Genomic DNA, 17,585 nt, shown 5'->3' with positions numbered 1-17,585 from the left:
CCCTCCTTATGCATTTTCTTCTTCGAACTTCTTCATAAACTCTACAAGCTTCTCAACACCCTCGATTGGCATAGCGTTGTAAATAGAAGCTCTCATACCGCCAACAGTTCTGTGTCCCTTAAGGTTTACAAATCCTGCTGCTGTTGCCTCTTTTACAAACTTAGCATCAAGCTCCTCATTACCTGTAACAAAAGGCACATTCATAAGTGAACGGTCTTCCTTTCTAACAGTTCCCTTGAAAAGCTTTGAAGAGTCAAGGTAATCATATAAAATCTTAGCCTTCTTTTCGTTAAGCTCCTTCATTGCTGAAAGACCACCATTCTTGAGGAGCCACTTAAACACCTTTCCACAGATGTAAATGTCATAGCAAGGTGGTGTATTGTAAAGGCTGTCATTATCTGCCTGTGTTTTGTACTTAAGCATTGTTGGTGTGCCAGGAAGAACGTCGTCACGGATTAAGTCCTCGCGGATGATAACAATTACCATACCTGCAGGTCCAACGTTTTTCTGAACACCGCCGTAGATAATAGCGTACTTGCTAACATCTACTGGCTCTGAAAGGAAGCAAGAACTTACGTCTGCTACCAAATCCTTCCCCTTTGTATTTGGAAGAGTCTTAAATTTTGTGCCATAGATTGTATTATTTTCGCAGATGTATACGTAATCCATATCATCTGTGATTGGTAAATCCGAGCAATCTGGAATGTAGCTAAATGTCTCATCTGCTGAGCTTGCGAGCTCTACTGCTTCACCGTAAATCTTAGCTTCCTGATAAGCTTTCTTAGCCCACTGACCTGTGATGATATATCCAGCCTTCTTGTTCTTCATAAGGTTCATAGGGATTGCTGCAAACTGCTGGCTTGCACCGCCCTGAAGGAAAAGAACCTTATAGTTATCTGGGATATTCATAAGAGTGCGGATATCAGCTTCTGCCTCTTTGATGATGTCATCGAATACCTTTGAACGATGACTCATCTCCATAACAGACATTCCACATCCCTTATAATCAAGCATTTCATCAGCGGCTTCTCTCAAAACCTCCTCTGGTAAAACAGCTGGTCCAGCACTAAAATTATAAACTCTACTCATTACACTAATCCTCCTTGAAAAACTCGTTAATAGGTGCTCCTGGTGCTACCATTGGCCATACCTTGTCATCTGAATCGATGATACAGTCAATAAGCACAGGCTTCTCGGAGACAAGGGCCTCCTTCAAGGCACTTTGGAATTCTTCCTGAGTTGTAACTCTGTAGCCTGTTGCACCCATAGCCTCAGCTAACTTAACGTAATCTACTACGTCATCAAGGACTGTTGCTGAATAACGCTTCTCATAGAAAATTGTCTGCCACTGTCTTACCATTCCAAGCACGTGATTATTAATAACAATTTCGATGATTGGAAGCTTTTCTCTTACAGCTGTTGCAACTTCGTTCATGTTCATGCGGAAGCAACCATCGCCGGCGATATTGATAACCTTTTTATCAGGATTACCTGTCTTCGCACCAATTGCAGCGCCAAGGCCATATCCCATTGTTCCAAGGCCACCTGATGTCAACAACTGATGAGGCTTCTTGAACTTGTAGTACTGAGCAGCCCACATCTGATGCTGACCAACCTCTGTTGCGATAATTGCATCGCCCTTTGTCTGTCTGTAAGTTTCAGCAACGATATACTGACCTGACAAGCCTTCTGCTGGAACCACCAGAGGATACTTTTCAGATAGTTCCTTAACATGCTTCATCCAAGTAGCATGATCAGCCTGCTCAAGAACTTTATTTAATCTAGATAAAATTTCCTTTACATCTCCAACAATAGCATGATCAGTAAGAATATTTTTATTAATTTCAGCAGGATCTACATCAAACTGTAGAATCTTTGCATTGCTAGCAAATTTGTCTGGATTTCCAAGAACTCTATCAGAGAATCTGGTACCAACAGCGATAAGCAAATCGCACTCTGAAACGCTAAGGTTTGAAGCCTTGCAGCCATGCATACCAAGCATTCCTGTGTATCTTTCATCTCTGCCATCGAATGCACCCTTACCCATAAGAGTGTCGCAAACTGGTGCATCAACAAGCTCTACAAACTTCTTTAATTCCTTTGAAGCATTTGCAATAACTGCACCACCACCAACAAAGACAACTGGCTTTTTAGACTTCTTGATAAGCTTAACTGCCTCTTTGATAGCATCCTCAGTAATGCTCTTTTTAACTCGGCCAACTGGGATTGGCTTCATTGGCATGTATTCGTATTTGTTAGTAGGAGCTGTAACATCCTTTGGCACATCGATGAGAACTGGGCCTGGACGACCGCTCTTGGCAATAGTAAATGCTCTGCGGATTGTCTCTGCCAAATCCTTGATATCCTTAACAATGAAGTTGTGCTTTGTTATAGGCATTGTAATACCAGTGATATCAATCTCCTGGAAAGAATCCTTACCAAGCAAAGATACATTTACATTACATGTGATGGCAACAATAGGAACCGAATCCATATGAGCTGTTGCAATACCTGTCACAAGATTTGTTGCGCCAGGACCGCTAGTTGCGAAGCACACACCAACCTTGCCAGTTGAACGTGCATAGCCATCTGCTGCGTGAGCTGCTCCCTGCTCGTGGCTTGTAAGCACATGATGAATCTCATCACTATGCTTATAAAGCTCATCATAAAGGTTTAGGATGGCACCGCCTGGATAACCGAAAACTGTATCAACTCCCTGTTCCTTCAAACATTCTATAATTATTTCTGAACCATTTAATAACATCTTAAACCTCCGGTGTTTTTAAAATTGCCCCTCTGTTTCCGCTAGTTACCTGCGCAGCATATCTTCTCAAATAACCTGCAGTAACCTTAGGCTCACGTGGCTGCCACTTAGCTTTACGAGCTGCAAGCTCTTCGTCGCTAACCTTTAAAGTCATAGTGTAATTTGGTATGTCGATGGCGATGATGTCGCCCTCTTCTACAAGTGCAATTGGTCCACCAACAGCTGCCTCTGGTGAAACGTGACCGATGGAAGCACCACGGCTGGCACCTGAGAAACGACCATCTGTAATTAGAGCAACTGATGAGCCAAGTCCCATACCTGCAATTGCTGATGTAGGATTAAGCATTTCTCTCATACCAGGGCCACCCTTAGGTCCTTCGTAGCGAATGACTACAACATCTCCCTCTACGATTTTGCCACCCTTGATAGCTGCGATAGCATCTTCCTCTGAATCAAATACTCTGGCTGGTCCTTCATGCACAAGCATCTCTGGCACTACTGCGCTTCGTTTTACAACTGAACCATCTGGTGCAAGATTTCCCTTGAGAACTGCAAGACCACCTGTCTTTGTATATGGATTGTCCACAGGTCTGATAACCTCTGGATTTCTATTTACTGCATTTGCAATATTCTCACCAACTGTCTTTCCTGTAACAGTCATGCAATCTGTATTAAGTAGGCCTATATCTGCAAGCTCCTTCATGACTGCCCATACGCCGCCAGCTTCGTTAAGGTCTTCCATGTAAGTAGGACCTGCTGGTGCAAGGTGACAAAGGTTTGGAGTCTTTTCAGAAATAGGATTTGCAAATTCGATATCAAAATCAAATCCGATTTCATGAGCAATTGCTGGCAAATGAAGCATCGAGTTTGTTGAGCATCCAAGTGCCATATCTACTGTAAGGGCATTGAGGATTGCATCCTTTGTCATAATCTGACGAGCTGTAATACCCTTGTTATACATATCCATAACAGCCATACCAGCATGCTTTGCAAGACGAATTCTTTCTGAATATACTGCTGGGATAGTGCCATTTCCTCTAAGTCCCATTCCAAGTGCCTCAGTAAGGCAGTTCATGGAATTGGCTGTGTACATACCTGAGCAGCTTCCGCATGTTGGGCAAACATTCTCAACGAAGTTTTCTACCTCTTCCTCTGTCATGTTGCCAGCGGCATGTGCGCCAACTGCCTCAAACATAGAAGAAAGGGAACGTTTCTGACCTCCTACATGACCTGCAAGCATTGGACCACCTGATACAAATACAGTTGGTAAATCAAGTCGAGCTGCTGCCATAAGAAGTCCTGGAACGTTCTTATCACAGTTTGGCACCATAACAAGTGCATCAAACTGATGAGCAAGTGCCATACACTCTGTGGAATCTGCAATCAAATCTCTGGTAACAAGAGAATACTTCATTCCGATGTGTCCCATTGCAATACCATCACAAACTGCGATAGCTGGGAAAACCACTGGAACACCGCCTGCCTCAGCAACTCCAAGCTTTACGGCATCCACAATCTTATCGATATTCATATGGCCTGGCACGATTTCGTTGTACGAAGATACGATACCAACCATTGGCTTTTTCATTTCTTCTGGAGTAAATCCCAATGCATTAAACAAACTTCTTGCTGGAGCTTGTTGCATGCCAGCTCTTGCGTTATCACTTCTCATATTTACAACTCCTTTACAATTAAATCACCCATCTCCACTGTGCCGACGCGAGTTACGGCGCTGCCGTCGCGAGGCATAATGTCGATTGTGCGGTAACCAGCCTTAAGTACTTTCTTTACGGCGGCTTCGATTGCATCTGCCTCAGCATCTAAGTCGAAGCTGTAGCGAAGCATCATGGCTGCTGAAAGAATTGTGGCTATCGGATTTGCGATACCTTGACCTGCAATATCAGGTGCACTTCCGCCGGAAGGCTCGTACAATCCGAATTTTGTATCGTTAAGGGAAGCAGATGAAAGCATTCCAATTGAACCGGTAACCATGGATGCTTCATCCGAAAGAATATCCCCAAACATATTCTCTGTTAGGATTACATCAAACTGACCTGGGTCTTTCACAAGCTGCATTGCGCAATTGTCAACAAGCATGTGCTCGTAGGAAACCTCAGGATAATCTGCTGCAACCTCTTCTACTATCTTTCTCCATAATCTGGAGCTATCAAGTACATTAGCCTTATCAACTGATGTAACTTTCTTTCTGCGCTTCATTGCTATATCAAATCCGCGCTTTGCAATTCTACGAATTTCATTTTCTGAATAAGTAAGAGAATCTCTGGCAACAAGCTGACCATCTTCTTCCTTTGTTTCACGCTTGCCAAAGTAAAGACCACCAGTAAGCTCACGCATAATCATCATGTCAAAACCATCGCCGATGATATCGTCCCTAAGTGGGCATGCCTCTTTCAATTCATCATATAAATATGCTGGTCTAAGATTTGCAAAAAGATTAAGACTTTTACGAAGCTTTAAAAGGCCGGCCTCTGGACGTTTGTCGGCTGGTAGCTTGTACCAAGGACTGGTAGATGTGTTGCCACCTATTGAACCCATTAACACTGCATCACTTGCAAGAGCTTTTTCTACTGCCTCATCTGTAAGTGGCTCCCCTGTTGCATCGATTGAGCAGCCTCCCATGAGGATTTCAGTATAATTAAATGTGTGTCCATATTTAGCACCGATAGCATCAAGAACCTTTATTGCTTCAGTAACTATCTCCGGACCAATTCCGTCTCCCCTAATAACGCCAATGTTACATTTCATAGCTTTCTCCTAATTACCATTCTAATTAATAGTTACATTTTAGTACACTAAAGTGTGAAATTCAATTAAATTAAACCTCATTTTGATATCTTTGACAAAATAGCCCAAATACTTCTAAAATACATATGAAGTGTTTAGTAAACTTTACCACTTTAAAGTATGACATTCTACTATAAAATTCTTTTAGGAGATTTTTTATGAGTTCTAAAGATAAAATTCTAGAGCTGCTAGAGGCCAATAAATCAACATTTCTTTCAGGAGAAGCAATGGCTTCATCCCTTGGAATTTCAAGAAACGCCATCTGGAAAGCCATCAATGACCTTAGAAAAAACGGATATGAAATAGAAGCAGTAAGCAACAAGGGTTATAGACTTGCTGGGCAAAATGATATTCTCTCTTCTGCCGGCATAAGCTCATACCTTAAGGAAGATGTAGCTGACATTTACAAAGGAAATGACAGTCTGATTCACATCTACGACTCCATTCCATCTACCAATCGCAAGGCCAAGGAGCTTGCCATCACAGATTTAAGATATGGCACACTTGTAATCGCAAATGAACAAAGTGAGGGACGAGGTCGAGCAGACCACAGCTTTTACTCACCAAAAGGTGGATTGTACATGAGTGTGGTAATGACACCAGAGCATTTGCCAAGCACCGATTCAGATGAAATCACCACTTTCATTGGCAATGCCGTTTGCGATGCCATCGCATCTCTCACCGATGTAAAGCCTACACTAAAGCCAATCAACGACCTTTTCGTTGGAGATAAAAAGATTTGTGGAATCCTGACAGAAGCCGGAACTGAATTTGAAACTGGACGTCTCCAGTGGATTGTTATTGGAATCGGAATCAATTTTAATTCTGATATAAACGCCTTTCCTGCTGAGATAAAAAACAAAGCTACCAGCCTATTCTCCGATGGCAACATCACCATCACAAGAAATCAACTAGTAGCCGATATTCTAAACCGTATACTGAAATAATTTTACTGTGCAACTTCTATTTTGAAAGTTGCACTTTCTTTATCTGAACCATCTGTAAGTGTTAACACATCATCTACTAAGGTTACGTATTTTCCTGGCTGAGCCACGCTCTCCAGGCTTACCCCACTTTTATCTGCAAGTCCTTCCACTGTTTTAAAAGTCTGATTAGCAGCAGCGCCTTCACTTGCTTTTGTATCCTGGCAAAGGGTTACTGTTCCGTCAGAATTTGCTGTAATATAAAGACCTGGCTTGTTTTCAGATTCGATTGAGACATATGACTCATTGGTAAAATCCGCCTTTCCGCTTCTAATCACCCAATCAAAATCCTTAGAGTCTCCTTCAACAAGATTAATTCCAATGGCAACATCCTTGTATGGATAATCGCTGTCTGCTGAAGAGCAAACAAATGGATTATGAGCAATTTTAACTCCGTCTATAGTAGAAATGGTGGATGTTTTGCCTGAAATTCCTGCTGCACTTTCCTCAAACAAATCTATACTTCCATCGTCATTAAACTGAAGCTCCACAACACAGGCAGTTCTTCTGAAGCCGCTTCCTGCTGGCAGCGAACCATTGTGATATACAAAGTAAGTCTTGCCCTTAAAATCAAATACTGCCATGTGATTAGTGTTTGATGTAGCAGTAGGATTCATGATTTTCTTAGTCTCGCTCCAATCACCGCTCAGCAAATCGTCAGTAGTTGCATAAGCCATGCACTCTCTCCACTGGTGGGCAAAGAACAGATAGTAATCGCCATAGTAGTTGCCATTTTCATCAGATCTGCGATAAATCCAAGGTGCTTCTGTGTAGCTTTCCAATCCATCAGTACGAATTACCACATCATCCTCTCCTGCTACCTTGCCGCTAGTAATCTTTCCATCACCATTAACATCCGTCACAGAAGTCATATCCTCATTAAGCTCACACACAAAAAACATGCCATTACCCCAAGCAAGATAACGGTGCTCTACGCCATCATCATCTGTTTCAATCCAGGCTGTAGGATCGATATCATTGAAGGTGCTGGTGTTTGGCTTTGTAACAGTGCTCTTCACAAGAGGAGCCCCTATATCAACAAAGGTACCAGTTGGCGAATCAGAAACTGCAACGCCAATACACTGCTTTCCAGTCTTGTCCCAGCTACAATAATATAAGTAGTATTTATCTTTTCCATCTGCAGGGTCAGTATGCTTCATCACCTGGGATGCCCATGCAGATGTGTCGTTGCTAGTCCAGCTAACATCTTCCATGGACATTACAACTCCTTCGCTGGTCCAATTCACCATATCTGTAGATGAATAACACAAGTACTCTGGAATGTTGTAAATAGATTTTCCTACCTCCTCATCTGTAGAAGCATCATGGCCTGTGTACAGATACACTGTATCTCCATCCACAAGCACCGAAGGGTCGCCACCGTACACATAGTCCTCATTAGAAGATACTAAAGGATTGCCCCCATCCTCTTTCTCCAGTACCACTTCCTTAGGTGAGCCACAGCCCACCAGGCCTACAGATGTCGTTGCAATTAGCACTGCAACCATCGCTTTTTTCTTCATGTAATTATCCCCCTAGTTGTTTTCGTTTAGCTTTCGTTAAACTATTTTATAATTATGTATAACATTAATACGTCCCACTTTCAATAGAAATAGACGTGAAATATTCAACAAAAAAAGGACTCCGCAATTAGCGAAGTCCCTGAAAATCAATGATTATTTATTTGAACGTCTCCAGATGTGCATCTTCTCTGCCTCAGCAATAAGCTCATCACGGAAGTCAGGATGCGCAATGCCGATAATCTTTTCTGCACGCTCCCAAGCTGAAAGTCCCTTCAAGCAAACCTTACCATACTCTGTAACAAGGTAGTGTGTGTTTGAACGAGTATCTGTAACAATTGAACCCTCAGCAAGTGTAGGACGAATACGGCTCTTTACTGTACCATCCTTTGTTGTGAATGTAGATGAAAGACATACGAAGCTCTTTCCACCATTTGAAAGATAAGCACCAAGTACGAAATCAAGCTGTCCGCCTGCACCAGAAATGTGCTTTGTTCCAGCTGACTCTGCATTGATCTGACCAAATAAATCTACATCAACAGCATTGTTGATAGAGATGAAGTTATCAAGTGCAGAAATCTGGCGAATATCATTTGTATAATCAACAGGAGCACTCATAAGCTCTGGATTCTCATCCATATAATCGTACATCTTCTTTGTACCAGCACCGAATGCATAAGTCTGACGGAATCTATCAATGTTCTTCTTAGAACCGTTAATCTTTCCAGCCTTTGCAATATCAACAAATGCATCAACATACATCTCAGTATGAACACCCAAATCTTTCAAGTCCGACTCAGCAATCATGGCGCCTACTGTATTTGGCATACCGCCAATACCAAGCTGTAAGCATGCACCGTTTGGAATTTCCTCAACGATAAGCTTAGCAACAGCTTTATCTACATCTGTAGGCGCAGCGCTGCCACCCATCTCAAGGATAGCTGGATTATCTCCCTCTACGATAGCGTCTACCTTAGAGATATGAACTCCCTCTTCAAATCCACCAAGGCAACGTGGCATGTTTTTATTAACCTCTACAATAATGTGCTTTGACTTCTCAACTGCAGCCATAAGATGTGATGCATTAGGACCAAAGTTGAAATAGCCATGGTTGTCCATAGTTGTAGTCTGAATCATAAGAACATCATTTGGCTCAATATGATCTCTGTAGTATCTAGGAAGCTCAGAGTATCTGATTGGTGCATAGTAAGAGCATCCTCTTGCAATAAGCTTTCTCTCAAGACCACCCATATGCCATGAGTTCCAGCAAAAATGCTCACCTGCATCCTCACGCTCAAAAATTGCAGGCAACTTCATCAAAATACCACCACGTACCTTTACATCTCTAAGCTCATCAGTACGCGCAGCTAAAGCCTTATCCAAAGCATCTGGTGTGCCAGTACACCAGCCATAATCAACCCAATCCCCACTTTTTACTACCTTTACAGCCTCAGCTGCAGTAGTCAGCTTCTTCTTATACTCAGCCTGAAAATCCATAATAACCTCCGCTCGTTAAATTTTTATCAATTAACGTCATTTTACCACTATCATCCTACACAATCAATCTAATTTTTGAATTATCTCACAACCTACCTTTTCAAGTGAATGAACTCTTGATTTTTCTATTTTTCCACTTTTTCTTTTTTATGGCTATTAATTATAATTAAAGATAAAATATTTAATATTACCTATGCTTAGAAAACTACTTATCAGTGAGATAATCTTAAAAATTAATTTTAAGTTGTGACATCCAAGTTTATTTGTTGGCTATACAAGTGTAAGGGCCTTATAAATTGATTCGAGAAGGGAGAATGTATGAAGGACGAGGAAATAATTGAGTTATATTTTAAACGAAATGAACGGGCCATTGAGGAGACTGATATCAAGTATGGCCACTATTGTGAAACTATTGCTGGCAACATTCTATGGAATAATCAAGATATCGAGGAATGCCTTGATGATACATATATGAAAATGTGGAATCGAATTCCTCCAACTCGGCCACGTATTCTAAGGGCTTTTATTGGAAAGATTGTTAGAGAAATCGCATTAAATATGTATAAAGCAAGTAAGACCTCGAAACGTGGAGGCGGCGTAGTCTCGCAACTTCTTGATGAGCTTGAGGAATGCTTGCCTGATAACACTACTGTTGAGCATGTCATTTTGGAAAACGAATTAGCAGAGATTATTCGGGATTTTGTACGTGAGCTTAATGAACGGGATGCTTATATTTTTACAAGTAGATACTTCTACGCTCAAGACATTTCAGATATAGCAATCAAATTTGGTATGACTAAGCATAATGTAACCGTTATTCTTAGCCGGCTAAGAAAAAAACTTCAACTTAGATTAGCAAAGGAGGGGTATTTAGCATCATGAAAAGCGAAAAACTATTGTTTGCCATGAGAGGCATTGACGATGATATAATTTCAAAAACATATAAATATTCCACTAAAAGAAAAATAGTATCTTTTAGGAAGAATTTTTTAGTTGCTGCCTGTATTTGCATGATTATCATAGGCAGTGGTGCATTTGGATATAACCAGGGATTGTTTAATACACTTTCACCAAATAAAAGTCAAAATGGTGTACAATCCCAGATTACATCAGATCTTACAAATAGCTTTTCATTAAAAGTCTATGCCGCTGAAAATAAAGAAATACCACTTGAAACAGGAAAAGAAATACCACTTTCAATCGGAAATATTGGTAACTGTTGGGGATTTTCTGAAGGTGGTGGAGAATACGACGAAAATGGAGAAGTAATATACTATCATTTCGACTTGCCAAAAATGGACTGCGAAGGCAATAACATAAAAGATATTACGTTTTCGATTAATAAGTCACAACTTCAAGTGACAAATTATATTGTTAATTCTGATGGTGAACCAGTTGACGGTACATGTGATAGCAATGATACTTATACATTCTCATATGATGAATTTAAGAATAATTACATCAATATTTCGGTAATTGGCTACATTCCAAAGAATGATACTGCTATGAATGCCATTTTTACCCCTGAGACTATAGATGAATATTTAAATCAGGTAAAGAATATTTTAGAAGGAATTATTATTACATGTCAGATTACATACAATGATGGTTCAACTGATAGTATCAATATAATCATGGATGCTGCTTACATGACTTACGATGAACTGAAGAACAATTTTGGAATTGAGTGGTCTATAAATCCAGAAGATAAACTACGAAGTGAAGGCACTGTAGAAGTTTTCTATGAAGTAAAGGAATAGCCAAGATTGAAACCATAACTATTTTTCAGCCAGAGTGGTATAATTGTGTTAAGAATTTCATCAGGAGGTAACACTATGGCAAAACAAGAAATTGAAGTTGCTGGTGCTAAAAGGCAGATAAAGATTACCCCTTTTGAGCATCACACAAAATATCATGAGACAGATCAACAGGGAATCATTCACACATCCAATTATCTAAACTGGATTGAGGATGCAAGAATGAACCTTATGGAGCAGATGGGACTTTCATTTAAGCAGATGCTTGATATGGAAATCACTTCCCCTGTAATCTCTCATTCTATTGAATATAGGAGCCAGGTAAAATTTGATGAGACTATCGTTGTAGATACTAAGTTGGTTTCCTACGATGGTCATGAAATGGAAGTTGCTTATCGTATTTACGATAAGGTTACCGGAGAGGACCGTGCCGTAGCAAAAACTAGACACTGCTTTATGAATAAGTCAGGAATCCCTATTTCTATGAAGAGGGCTTATCCTGAGCTTGATACAAAGTTCTTTGAATTTAAATAACAGATAATGAAAAACCTTCCTGCAAATGCAGGAAGGTTTATTTTTTACATTCCCTTAGAACCAATTTCCATTAAAAGATTGATAAGCTCAATGTCTGATTCCTGAACTCTAAGGTTTGTTTCGATTTTTTCACCAGCTGGATCAGTGATTGCAATTTCAATAACTGAACCTGGTGTCATTGCTTTGTTTTTAGCTGCTCCGAAAAATGGAAGAAGCTTTGGATGATTTGCATTGAAAGTGGCTGCTGCACTTCTAACTCTAAATAAATCTGCTGGATTAAATGCCATGGTAATCTCCTTATATCATGTATTTTCGGAGAAGCTTTTTTAGCTCCTCTTCTTTGATTGGTTTTTCGATGTAGTCGCTGAAGCCAAAGCTTTCGTATTCTTCTCTAGCTCCTACAACTGCATTTGCTGTCTGCATGATAAGAGGTGTATCCTTGTTTGGATTGTTCTCTATGGTATCCATGATTTCCTTTAGCTGGAGGCCATCCATGCCAGGCATCAAATGATCAATGAATATAATATCATATTTTGTTCTTTTTATCTTCTCTATTGCTTCTGCTCCACTGATTGCTGTATCCACAGTGACATCAGTGTCGTTCAAAAGCATGGAGAATACCCTAAGATTTATAGCCACATCATCAACTACAAGTATTGCGCCAATCACATCAAATACTTCATGTCTGTCAGCCACACGTCTGTCGCCATTAGGTCCCATAGAGAATGTGCCACATGGTTCCACTGAGCATATCTCCTGTGGGATTACAACTGTAAATGACGTGCCCTTACCTAATTCTGATTCTACAGCTATCTGTCCATGCATCAATTCTACAAGCTGCTTAGTAATTGTAAGACCAAGACCGGTTCCCTCGATTTTGCTTTGCGCAAACTCTCCTACTCGCTTGAATGAATCAAACAAATATGGAATGCTCTCTTCTGCCACACCAATTCCAGTGTCACTTACCGTAATTATCAAAAGCAGTTTCCCTTCTGATATCTTTCCCTGTACTGAAAGAGTAATTCTTCCCTCAGGTGTATATTTTACTGCGTTAGTAAGAAGGTTTGTTACGACCTGTATGATATGCTCCTTGTCGCCCTTTAGCTTTTCTGGAAGCACATCGCTCATATCCACTTCAAAGGATAATCTGCTTGCCTTTGCTCTAGGTCGAACAAGCGCGTAGCATTCGCGGACCATATCCATTAATTCGTACTCTTCTTCTTCTATCACAATTTTGCCTGCATTAACCTTTGCAAGATCTAGAACCTCATTTACAATTCCAAGGAGATAGTTGCCAGCGCTGTTTACATCACGGGCGTAATCCAGAATATTGTCTTCTCTGCTTTCCCTAAGAATCATTTTATTCATTCCAAGGATTGCATTGATAGGTGTACGCATTTCATGACTCATTCTGGTAAGGAATGCGGTACTAGCATCCTGCGCCTTAACTGCTGCATACATGTCTCTTTCCATAGTTCGCACATCTGTCAGAGCACGAATATACGACATGACGATCAAAAACAGTAAACCGGATAAAAGTATTCCTCTATCCACAGTAGTTGGTCTACTGTTATAGGAAAGAATCTGTGCAAATCCAGCTATCAATGCGCCGGCTACGCCAACCAATTCTGTCCAATTGTTTTTTAAACGACCTTGGATAAAATCTATCACCATGGAGATAATGAATATCAACATCGAAAGAACTATTGCAACGAAAGCGTATATCAACACATTTATTAAATCAGTGTTATTAAAGAACTGCAGCATTATTGCTATGTAACCACAGAAAACATCCAGCACAGAAACAATCAAATAGAAAATGCGATAACGTCCCTCCTGAAGCCTGTCAAAATAAAATGCCATGGCAAATGGAAGCATCATAAGACTTAGGTATGTCATATAGGATAAAAGTGAAAAGTTAGGCGCTATGAACTGTCTTACGTTAGACTCGGCAAGTGACCACATTCCCGCGCACATAACCACCCAACCTGCGTAGAACAAAGGCATGGTCCTTCCATACGTAGCTCGTACCACAAGGCCTATTACGAAAGCTATAAATCCAAGTATAAGAAGCATTAATGTCAAGATTAGTGAGTACTTCTCTTTAGTAAAAAGATTCTTGGTAATGCCAAGCTGAGTTCCTATGCATATATCGCCAAGAACTCCCGAATAGTTATTGTCACCTATAAAAACGATTTGCAAGTTTTGACCATTATCCTCTGGATAAACAGGAATAAACATTAATGCACCTGGACTGTTGTCACCAAATAATCGTGAATCCTTGGTTGAATAGCTGTATCTCAATTCACCATTCACGAAGGCGTTAATATCCTGCTTTGCAGAATCAAAGCTAACAAACAAAGGCACATCTACATTGATTTTTTTTTCAATTACAAACTCATGTGAAGATTCAGGCTGATATTGTCCTGGAATTTCTATGGCTTCTTTGGTGCCATCAGAGTAGATTCTATACCATCCATCATTATAGCTTTCAAGCTCAAATGAGGTGTAGGTTCGCTCCTCTTTTAAAGCATTTTCGCCCCAAACCAAAAGGCCAATGATAAATAAATATATTAGTACTCCTGCAACGAGCACTATTTCATAGATAAATAGACTAGTCCTTTTCATAATTCAATCCCCGTAATTGTTTCAAACACTACAGTAATTGTAATATTTAATTTCTTTCAAAACAACAAATTACGAAAAACGTCACAGAATTTTAAATATTACTACTATTATTAAATGATATACTTAAGTTGATGTATTTGTGGGTCTTGCATAGGAGGTTACTATGGCTAGTTCAGAACAAATTGCAAAAGAGTATTATGACAAAGGAATGTATTTAGTTCATTCCAACAACTTGGAGCCAGGCATCGACAATCTAAATATGGCTGCAAGCATCTATGAAGAATTACAAGATTATAAGCAATACATTCTTACTCTCAGAGGTCTTGCTATTGCTTATGGAATTATGGGCTATGACAGTAAGATGCTTTACAAGTGCCTTAATGCTTTGGATATTATTGATAAGCACGGCATACTTGGTGCAAAGCACTTTTTCTATACAACTATTTGTAATCGTTACATGATACTCGGCGATTACGATAGTGCTGTTAACTATGGTAAAATGGCTCTTCAGGATTTGGAAGACCACGGGGATAAATTTCCAAACGAACCTCATTCTTATTTGGTAGCATGCCTCAACCTTGCCTACTGCTATTTGCATATTCACAGATATGCTGAGGCTGAAACCTTTTTAAAACGTGGTTCTGAGATTGCCTCCAAAAATGACATGCATCATCATGACCTTAGCCTGTCAGTATTGGAAGCAAACCTGCATCATCGCATGGGAGATAATCAATACGTCTATGACCATATCGATGAATTAGTAACCTTTATAAAAAATTCGAAAATCACTATTCAAGACTATATTGAGGACCTAAAGCTTCTTATAGAAACTTTCTGTGGAATGAATGAATTTGACCGGGCTGAAGCAGTTGCACTTAGCTTAGATTCCTCTGCCACTATCGCCAATAACATACACATGAAGCTGGAGGCATCAAAGCTTTACATGATTGTTTATAAAAACAGTGGCAACACTGAAAAATATCATGATGCATGTGTGCGCTTTGCAGAAGATACAATTGAAGTAGAAAATACAGAAGCCACACAACATCTACTTGAGATGGACACAGCCATCGCTTTGTCTATTGCAGATACTCCAATAGAACTTTTATAATTTCTTATTATGAAGAAAAAAATTGGAATAACATTTATTATCGTATTTGCAATAGCTATATTAATTAAGGCAGAATTGGACTTTAATCCTACAGTAAGAGTGTTAGCTTCAGTTATTAATTTTTCAGAATCAACACTCAACAGTCCAGATTACTTGGCCTACAATATCGACCTGAAGGATTTATTTAGAAATTACACTAATTCCGACATTCGCTATTCAGGAAATGCCTACATCAAAAAAGTAAAGGGCTTTCCATATTCAATTAGCGGTAGCATAAAGGGCGAGCGCTCATATGAGCAAAAGAAATTCTCCTGCAACTCTAATCTTAATGTATTAGTTTTAAATGTAGGTGAATTGGATATCTATGCCCAAGATGATACCGTTTATCTTGTTGCACCTCTTTTAGGAGACATCTCCTACGGATTTGATACCGGAGAAGATTTATTCCTTAAAGCTCCAAATCTAAACAACGATATTTCCCGTGAATGGTTCCACAACAATAAACGAAATATCTGGAACTTTGTTCACAGCATTGAAATAGAAAAAACCGGTGAGGTGTACACTGATGAAGATGGTACAGAAGCCTCTGAGTTCAAAATCATTATTCCTGCCGGTGAGGGTGATTTCATTTGGGATTTGCTTGGAATGAAAACTCCTGACCACGATATAACATGTTCTCTTTATTTAGATAAGTGGAATCACACTAGAAAAATCGTGTTTGATTTATCTTATAAGAACGATGGTGAGTATCTTGCTATCTACGGCAAGAACCTTAGCACCATGGAGTTCTACGCTCCTCTTCCAGATGATGAGCTTGCTGTTGTCACCATCAAACGAGATGGAAGCACTACATACACAAACTCATTTACAGATAACCTTACTTACTATGCATCCAACGGCGATGTATATACCATCGATTGTGGAGTTTTATTAAACTTTATTGATTCTGGTATGAAAACAGAAGTTACCAATATCGAGGTTGCAAAAAATGAAGAAGTTTTAGGGGAAGGATACATAAAAGGCACTCTCCAGACTGTAGAAAATATGGGAGATGTTTTTGATAATGCTGGCGCTGATTTATCCAATGTTGAAGTCATCGACTGGGATACAATAAAAAATGACACCGCCTCTTTCGTAGACGATGTCATTTCTAAAGCTCGTGAAAATGTGGATCTGTTTAATCTTTTTAATTAGCTTCTTCTGGGAAAGATCCAAGAATCTTGTATAGCAAACTGTAAAGCTGTGAACATTCCTCTTGTGATAAACTTACACATTTGCCCATCTTAGCAGGTATTTCACATGCCTGCTTTTTTAATTCCAATCCTTCGTCAGTAAGTGTGATGATAAGATTTCTTTCATCATCCTTTGAACGACTTCTCTTAACATAACCCTTCTGCTCAAGCTTCTTGAGAACTGGAGTAAGTGTGCCAGAATCAAGGAACAATTTGTCTCCAAGAGCCTTAACTGTAATCTCCTGTTCTTCCCAAACTACCATCATTGTAATGTACTGTGTGTATGTAAGATCGATTGGATCAAGATATGGCTTATATCTCTTTACAATCTCCTTTGAACAAGCATACAGCGGAAAACAAAGCTGATTTGAAATTTTCAAGCAATCAAATTTATCACTCATTTAATACTCACCTCTTATTAATTATAAGTTCTTAGACACAAAATCAGAAAGTGCTTCCTTTGGAACGAAACCAACATTCATGTCTACCTTTTCGCCATCCTTTAAGACAACGATTGCAGGAATATTCATAATACCATATTCTCTTGCTAAATCTGGATTTTCATCAGTATCGACACTGTAGAAGTTAGCCTTATCAGAAAGCTCTTCAGAAACCTCCTCCAAAACTGGAGCAAGCATCTTACATGGACCACACCATGTAGCATTGAAGTCCAAAACAGAAACACCTGACTTGTCCATTGACTTAAATTCATCCTGATTAATTTTCTTTACCATAGTATATCTCCTTTCGTTCT

16 protein-coding genes are annotated in these 17,585 nt (G+C 39.7%); 6 read left to right on the top strand and 10 right to left on the bottom strand.

From position 1 onward, the window contains the following. Positions 1–6: 6 nt before the first annotated feature. From serC to leuB, 4 genes are read right to left on the bottom strand one after another with little or no spacing between them, the layout of a single operon-like run. Entirely contained in the window at positions 7–1,089 is a 1,083-nt protein-coding gene (gene serC / locus BM102_RS09820; protein WP_044933680.1) for a 3-phosphoserine/phosphohydroxythreonine transaminase, read from the bottom strand. Positions 1,090–1,093: 4 nt separating this feature from the next. Next, on the bottom strand, positions 1,094–2,764 hold the full coding sequence (ilvB, locus tag BM102_RS09815) for a biosynthetic-type acetolactate synthase large subunit (protein WP_090481527.1): 1,671 nt from the start codon (positions 2,762–2,764) through the stop codon (positions 1,094–1,096). A gap of 1 nt (position 2,765) precedes the next feature. Next, positions 2,766–4,436: a dihydroxy-acid dehydratase gene (ilvD, locus tag BM102_RS09810; RefSeq protein WP_090481523.1), complete on the bottom strand. Its 1,671-nt coding sequence runs from the start codon at positions 4,434–4,436 to the stop codon at positions 2,766–2,768. Positions 4,437–4,438: 2 nt separating this feature from the next. Beyond that, a complete protein-coding gene (leuB, locus tag BM102_RS09805; protein WP_090481520.1) occupies positions 4,439–5,530 on the bottom strand; it encodes a 3-isopropylmalate dehydrogenase in 1,092 nt (363 codons plus the stop codon). 197 nt (positions 5,531–5,727) lie between these two features. On the opposite strand from leuB, the gene BM102_RS09800 reads away from it, so the two are divergent. Next, positions 5,728–6,516: a biotin--[acetyl-CoA-carboxylase] ligase gene (locus BM102_RS09800; RefSeq protein ID WP_090481517.1), complete on the top strand. Its 789-nt coding sequence runs from the start codon at positions 5,728–5,730 to the stop codon at positions 6,514–6,516. Positions 6,517–6,518: 2 nt separating this feature from the next. Here the strand turns inward: BM102_RS09800 and BM102_RS09795 are convergent, their stop codons facing one another. Both BM102_RS09795 and BM102_RS09790 read right to left on the bottom strand, forming a co-directional pair. Beyond that, positions 6,519–8,075: a family 43 glycosylhydrolase gene (locus tag BM102_RS09795; RefSeq protein WP_090481514.1), complete on the bottom strand. Its 1,557-nt coding sequence runs from the start codon at positions 8,073–8,075 to the stop codon at positions 6,519–6,521. A gap of 153 nt (positions 8,076–8,228) precedes the next feature. Beyond that, the gene (locus BM102_RS09790; RefSeq protein ID WP_090394542.1) at positions 8,229–9,569 is read right to left on the bottom strand and encodes a butyryl-CoA:acetate CoA-transferase; all 1,341 of its coding nucleotides are present in this window, start codon (positions 9,567–9,569) and stop codon (positions 8,229–8,231) included. 318 nt (positions 9,570–9,887) lie between these two features. Here BM102_RS09790 and BM102_RS09785 point away from each other — a divergent pair, with 318 nt between their 5' ends. The 3 genes from BM102_RS09785 to BM102_RS09775 all read left to right on the top strand — a co-directional run bounded on the left by BM102_RS09785 (position 9,888) and on the right by BM102_RS09775 (position 11,860). Beyond that, positions 9,888–10,451 (top strand): RNA polymerase sigma factor, encoded by a 564-nt coding sequence (locus BM102_RS09785; protein ID WP_074788821.1) that lies wholly within the window; start codon positions 9,888–9,890, stop codon positions 10,449–10,451. Next, positions 10,448–11,329 carry a hypothetical protein gene (locus BM102_RS09780; protein ID WP_090481510.1) on the top strand — a complete coding sequence of 294 codons (882 nt, stop codon included), beginning with the start codon at positions 10,448–10,450 and terminating at the stop codon, positions 11,327–11,329. Before BM102_RS09785 ends, BM102_RS09780 begins: the two co-directional genes overlap by 4 nt. 75 nt (positions 11,330–11,404) lie before the next feature. Next, the gene (locus BM102_RS09775) at positions 11,405–11,860 is read left to right on the top strand and encodes an acyl-CoA thioesterase (RefSeq protein WP_044933674.1); all 456 of its coding nucleotides are present in this window, start codon (positions 11,405–11,407) and stop codon (positions 11,858–11,860) included. A 44-nt stretch (positions 11,861–11,904) separates the two neighbouring features. Here BM102_RS09775 and BM102_RS09770 read toward each other — a convergent pair whose 3' ends face one another. Continuing rightward, complete coding sequence (locus BM102_RS09770) at positions 11,905–12,147, bottom strand: hypothetical protein (RefSeq protein ID WP_044933673.1); 243 nt, start codon at positions 12,145–12,147, stop codon at positions 11,905–11,907. Positions 12,148–12,157: 10 nt separating this feature from the next. Continuing rightward, complete coding sequence (locus BM102_RS09765) at positions 12,158–14,488, bottom strand: ATP-binding response regulator (protein ID WP_090481506.1); 2,331 nt, start codon at positions 14,486–14,488, stop codon at positions 12,158–12,160. Positions 14,489–14,651: 163 nt separating this feature from the next. Between BM102_RS09765 and BM102_RS09760 the strand changes: the two genes are divergently transcribed. Together BM102_RS09760 and BM102_RS09755 are read left to right on the top strand one after the other, a co-directional pair. Further along, positions 14,652–15,599 carry a tetratricopeptide repeat protein gene (locus BM102_RS09760; RefSeq protein ID WP_090481504.1) on the top strand — a complete coding sequence of 316 codons (948 nt, stop codon included), beginning with the start codon at positions 14,652–14,654 and terminating at the stop codon, positions 15,597–15,599. A gap of 9 nt (positions 15,600–15,608) precedes the next feature. Further along, entirely contained in the window at positions 15,609–16,793 is a 1,185-nt protein-coding gene (locus BM102_RS09755) for a hypothetical protein (RefSeq protein ID WP_090481501.1), read from the top strand. On the opposite strand, the gene BM102_RS09750 is transcribed toward BM102_RS09755, so the two are convergent. Further along, entirely contained in the window at positions 16,786–17,232 is a 447-nt protein-coding gene (locus BM102_RS09750) for a MarR family winged helix-turn-helix transcriptional regulator (protein WP_090481498.1), read from the bottom strand. The genes BM102_RS09755 and BM102_RS09750 overlap by 8 nt on opposite strands. A 21-nt stretch (positions 17,233–17,253) precedes the next feature. Next, positions 17,254–17,565 (bottom strand): thioredoxin, encoded by a 312-nt coding sequence (gene trxA / locus BM102_RS09745; protein WP_044933669.1) that lies wholly within the window; start codon positions 17,563–17,565, stop codon positions 17,254–17,256. Positions 17,566–17,585 lie beyond the last annotated feature (20 nt).

The organism is Pseudobutyrivibrio sp. JW11 (genome assembly GCF_900115355.1).
GTDB lineage: Bacteria > Bacillota > Clostridia > Lachnospirales > Lachnospiraceae > Pseudobutyrivibrio > Pseudobutyrivibrio ruminis.
The sequence above is the reverse complement of the archived record's forward strand: the minus strand, read 5'-3'. Positions and strand labels throughout refer to the sequence as shown.

Coding starts and splice junctions, on each gene's coding strand:
- BM102_RS09770 (WP_044933673.1), bottom strand. CDS start 12,147: ATGGCATTTAATCCAGCAGATTTATTTAGAGTTAGAAGTGCAGCAGCC.
- BM102_RS09780 (WP_090481510.1), top strand. CDS start 10,448: ATGAAAAGCGAAAAACTATTGTTTGCCATGAGAGGCATTGACGATGAT.
- leuB (WP_090481520.1), bottom strand. CDS start 5,530: ATGAAATGTAACATTGGCGTTATTAGGGGAGACGGAATTGGTCCGGAG.
- BM102_RS09765 (WP_090481506.1), bottom strand. CDS start 14,488: ATGAAAAGGACTAGTCTATTTATCTATGAAATAGTGCTCGTTGCAGGA.
- BM102_RS09760 (WP_090481504.1), top strand. CDS start 14,652: ATGGCTAGTTCAGAACAAATTGCAAAAGAGTATTATGACAAAGGAATG.
- trxA (WP_044933669.1), bottom strand. CDS start 17,565: ATGGTAAAGAAAATTAATCAGGATGAATTTAAGTCAATGGACAAGTCA.
- BM102_RS09795 (WP_090481514.1), bottom strand. CDS start 8,075: ATGAAGAAAAAAGCGATGGTTGCAGTGCTAATTGCAACGACATCTGTA.
- ilvD (WP_090481523.1), bottom strand. CDS start 4,436: ATGAGAAGTGATAACGCAAGAGCTGGCATGCAACAAGCTCCAGCAAGA.
- serC (WP_044933680.1), bottom strand. CDS start 1,089: ATGAGTAGAGTTTATAATTTTAGTGCTGGACCAGCTGTTTTACCAGAG.
- BM102_RS09750 (WP_090481498.1), bottom strand. CDS start 17,232: ATGAGTGATAAATTTGATTGCTTGAAAATTTCAAATCAGCTTTGTTTT.
- BM102_RS09790 (WP_090394542.1), bottom strand. CDS start 9,569: ATGGATTTTCAGGCTGAGTATAAGAAGAAGCTGACTACTGCAGCTGAG.
- ilvB (WP_090481527.1), bottom strand. CDS start 2,764: ATGTTATTAAATGGTTCAGAAATAATTATAGAATGTTTGAAGGAACAG.
- BM102_RS09775 (WP_044933674.1), top strand. CDS start 11,405: ATGGCAAAACAAGAAATTGAAGTTGCTGGTGCTAAAAGGCAGATAAAG.
- BM102_RS09755 (WP_090481501.1), top strand. CDS start 15,609: ATGAAGAAAAAAATTGGAATAACATTTATTATCGTATTTGCAATAGCT.
- BM102_RS09785 (WP_074788821.1), top strand. CDS start 9,888: ATGAAGGACGAGGAAATAATTGAGTTATATTTTAAACGAAATGAACGG.
- BM102_RS09800 (WP_090481517.1), top strand. CDS start 5,728: ATGAGTTCTAAAGATAAAATTCTAGAGCTGCTAGAGGCCAATAAATCA.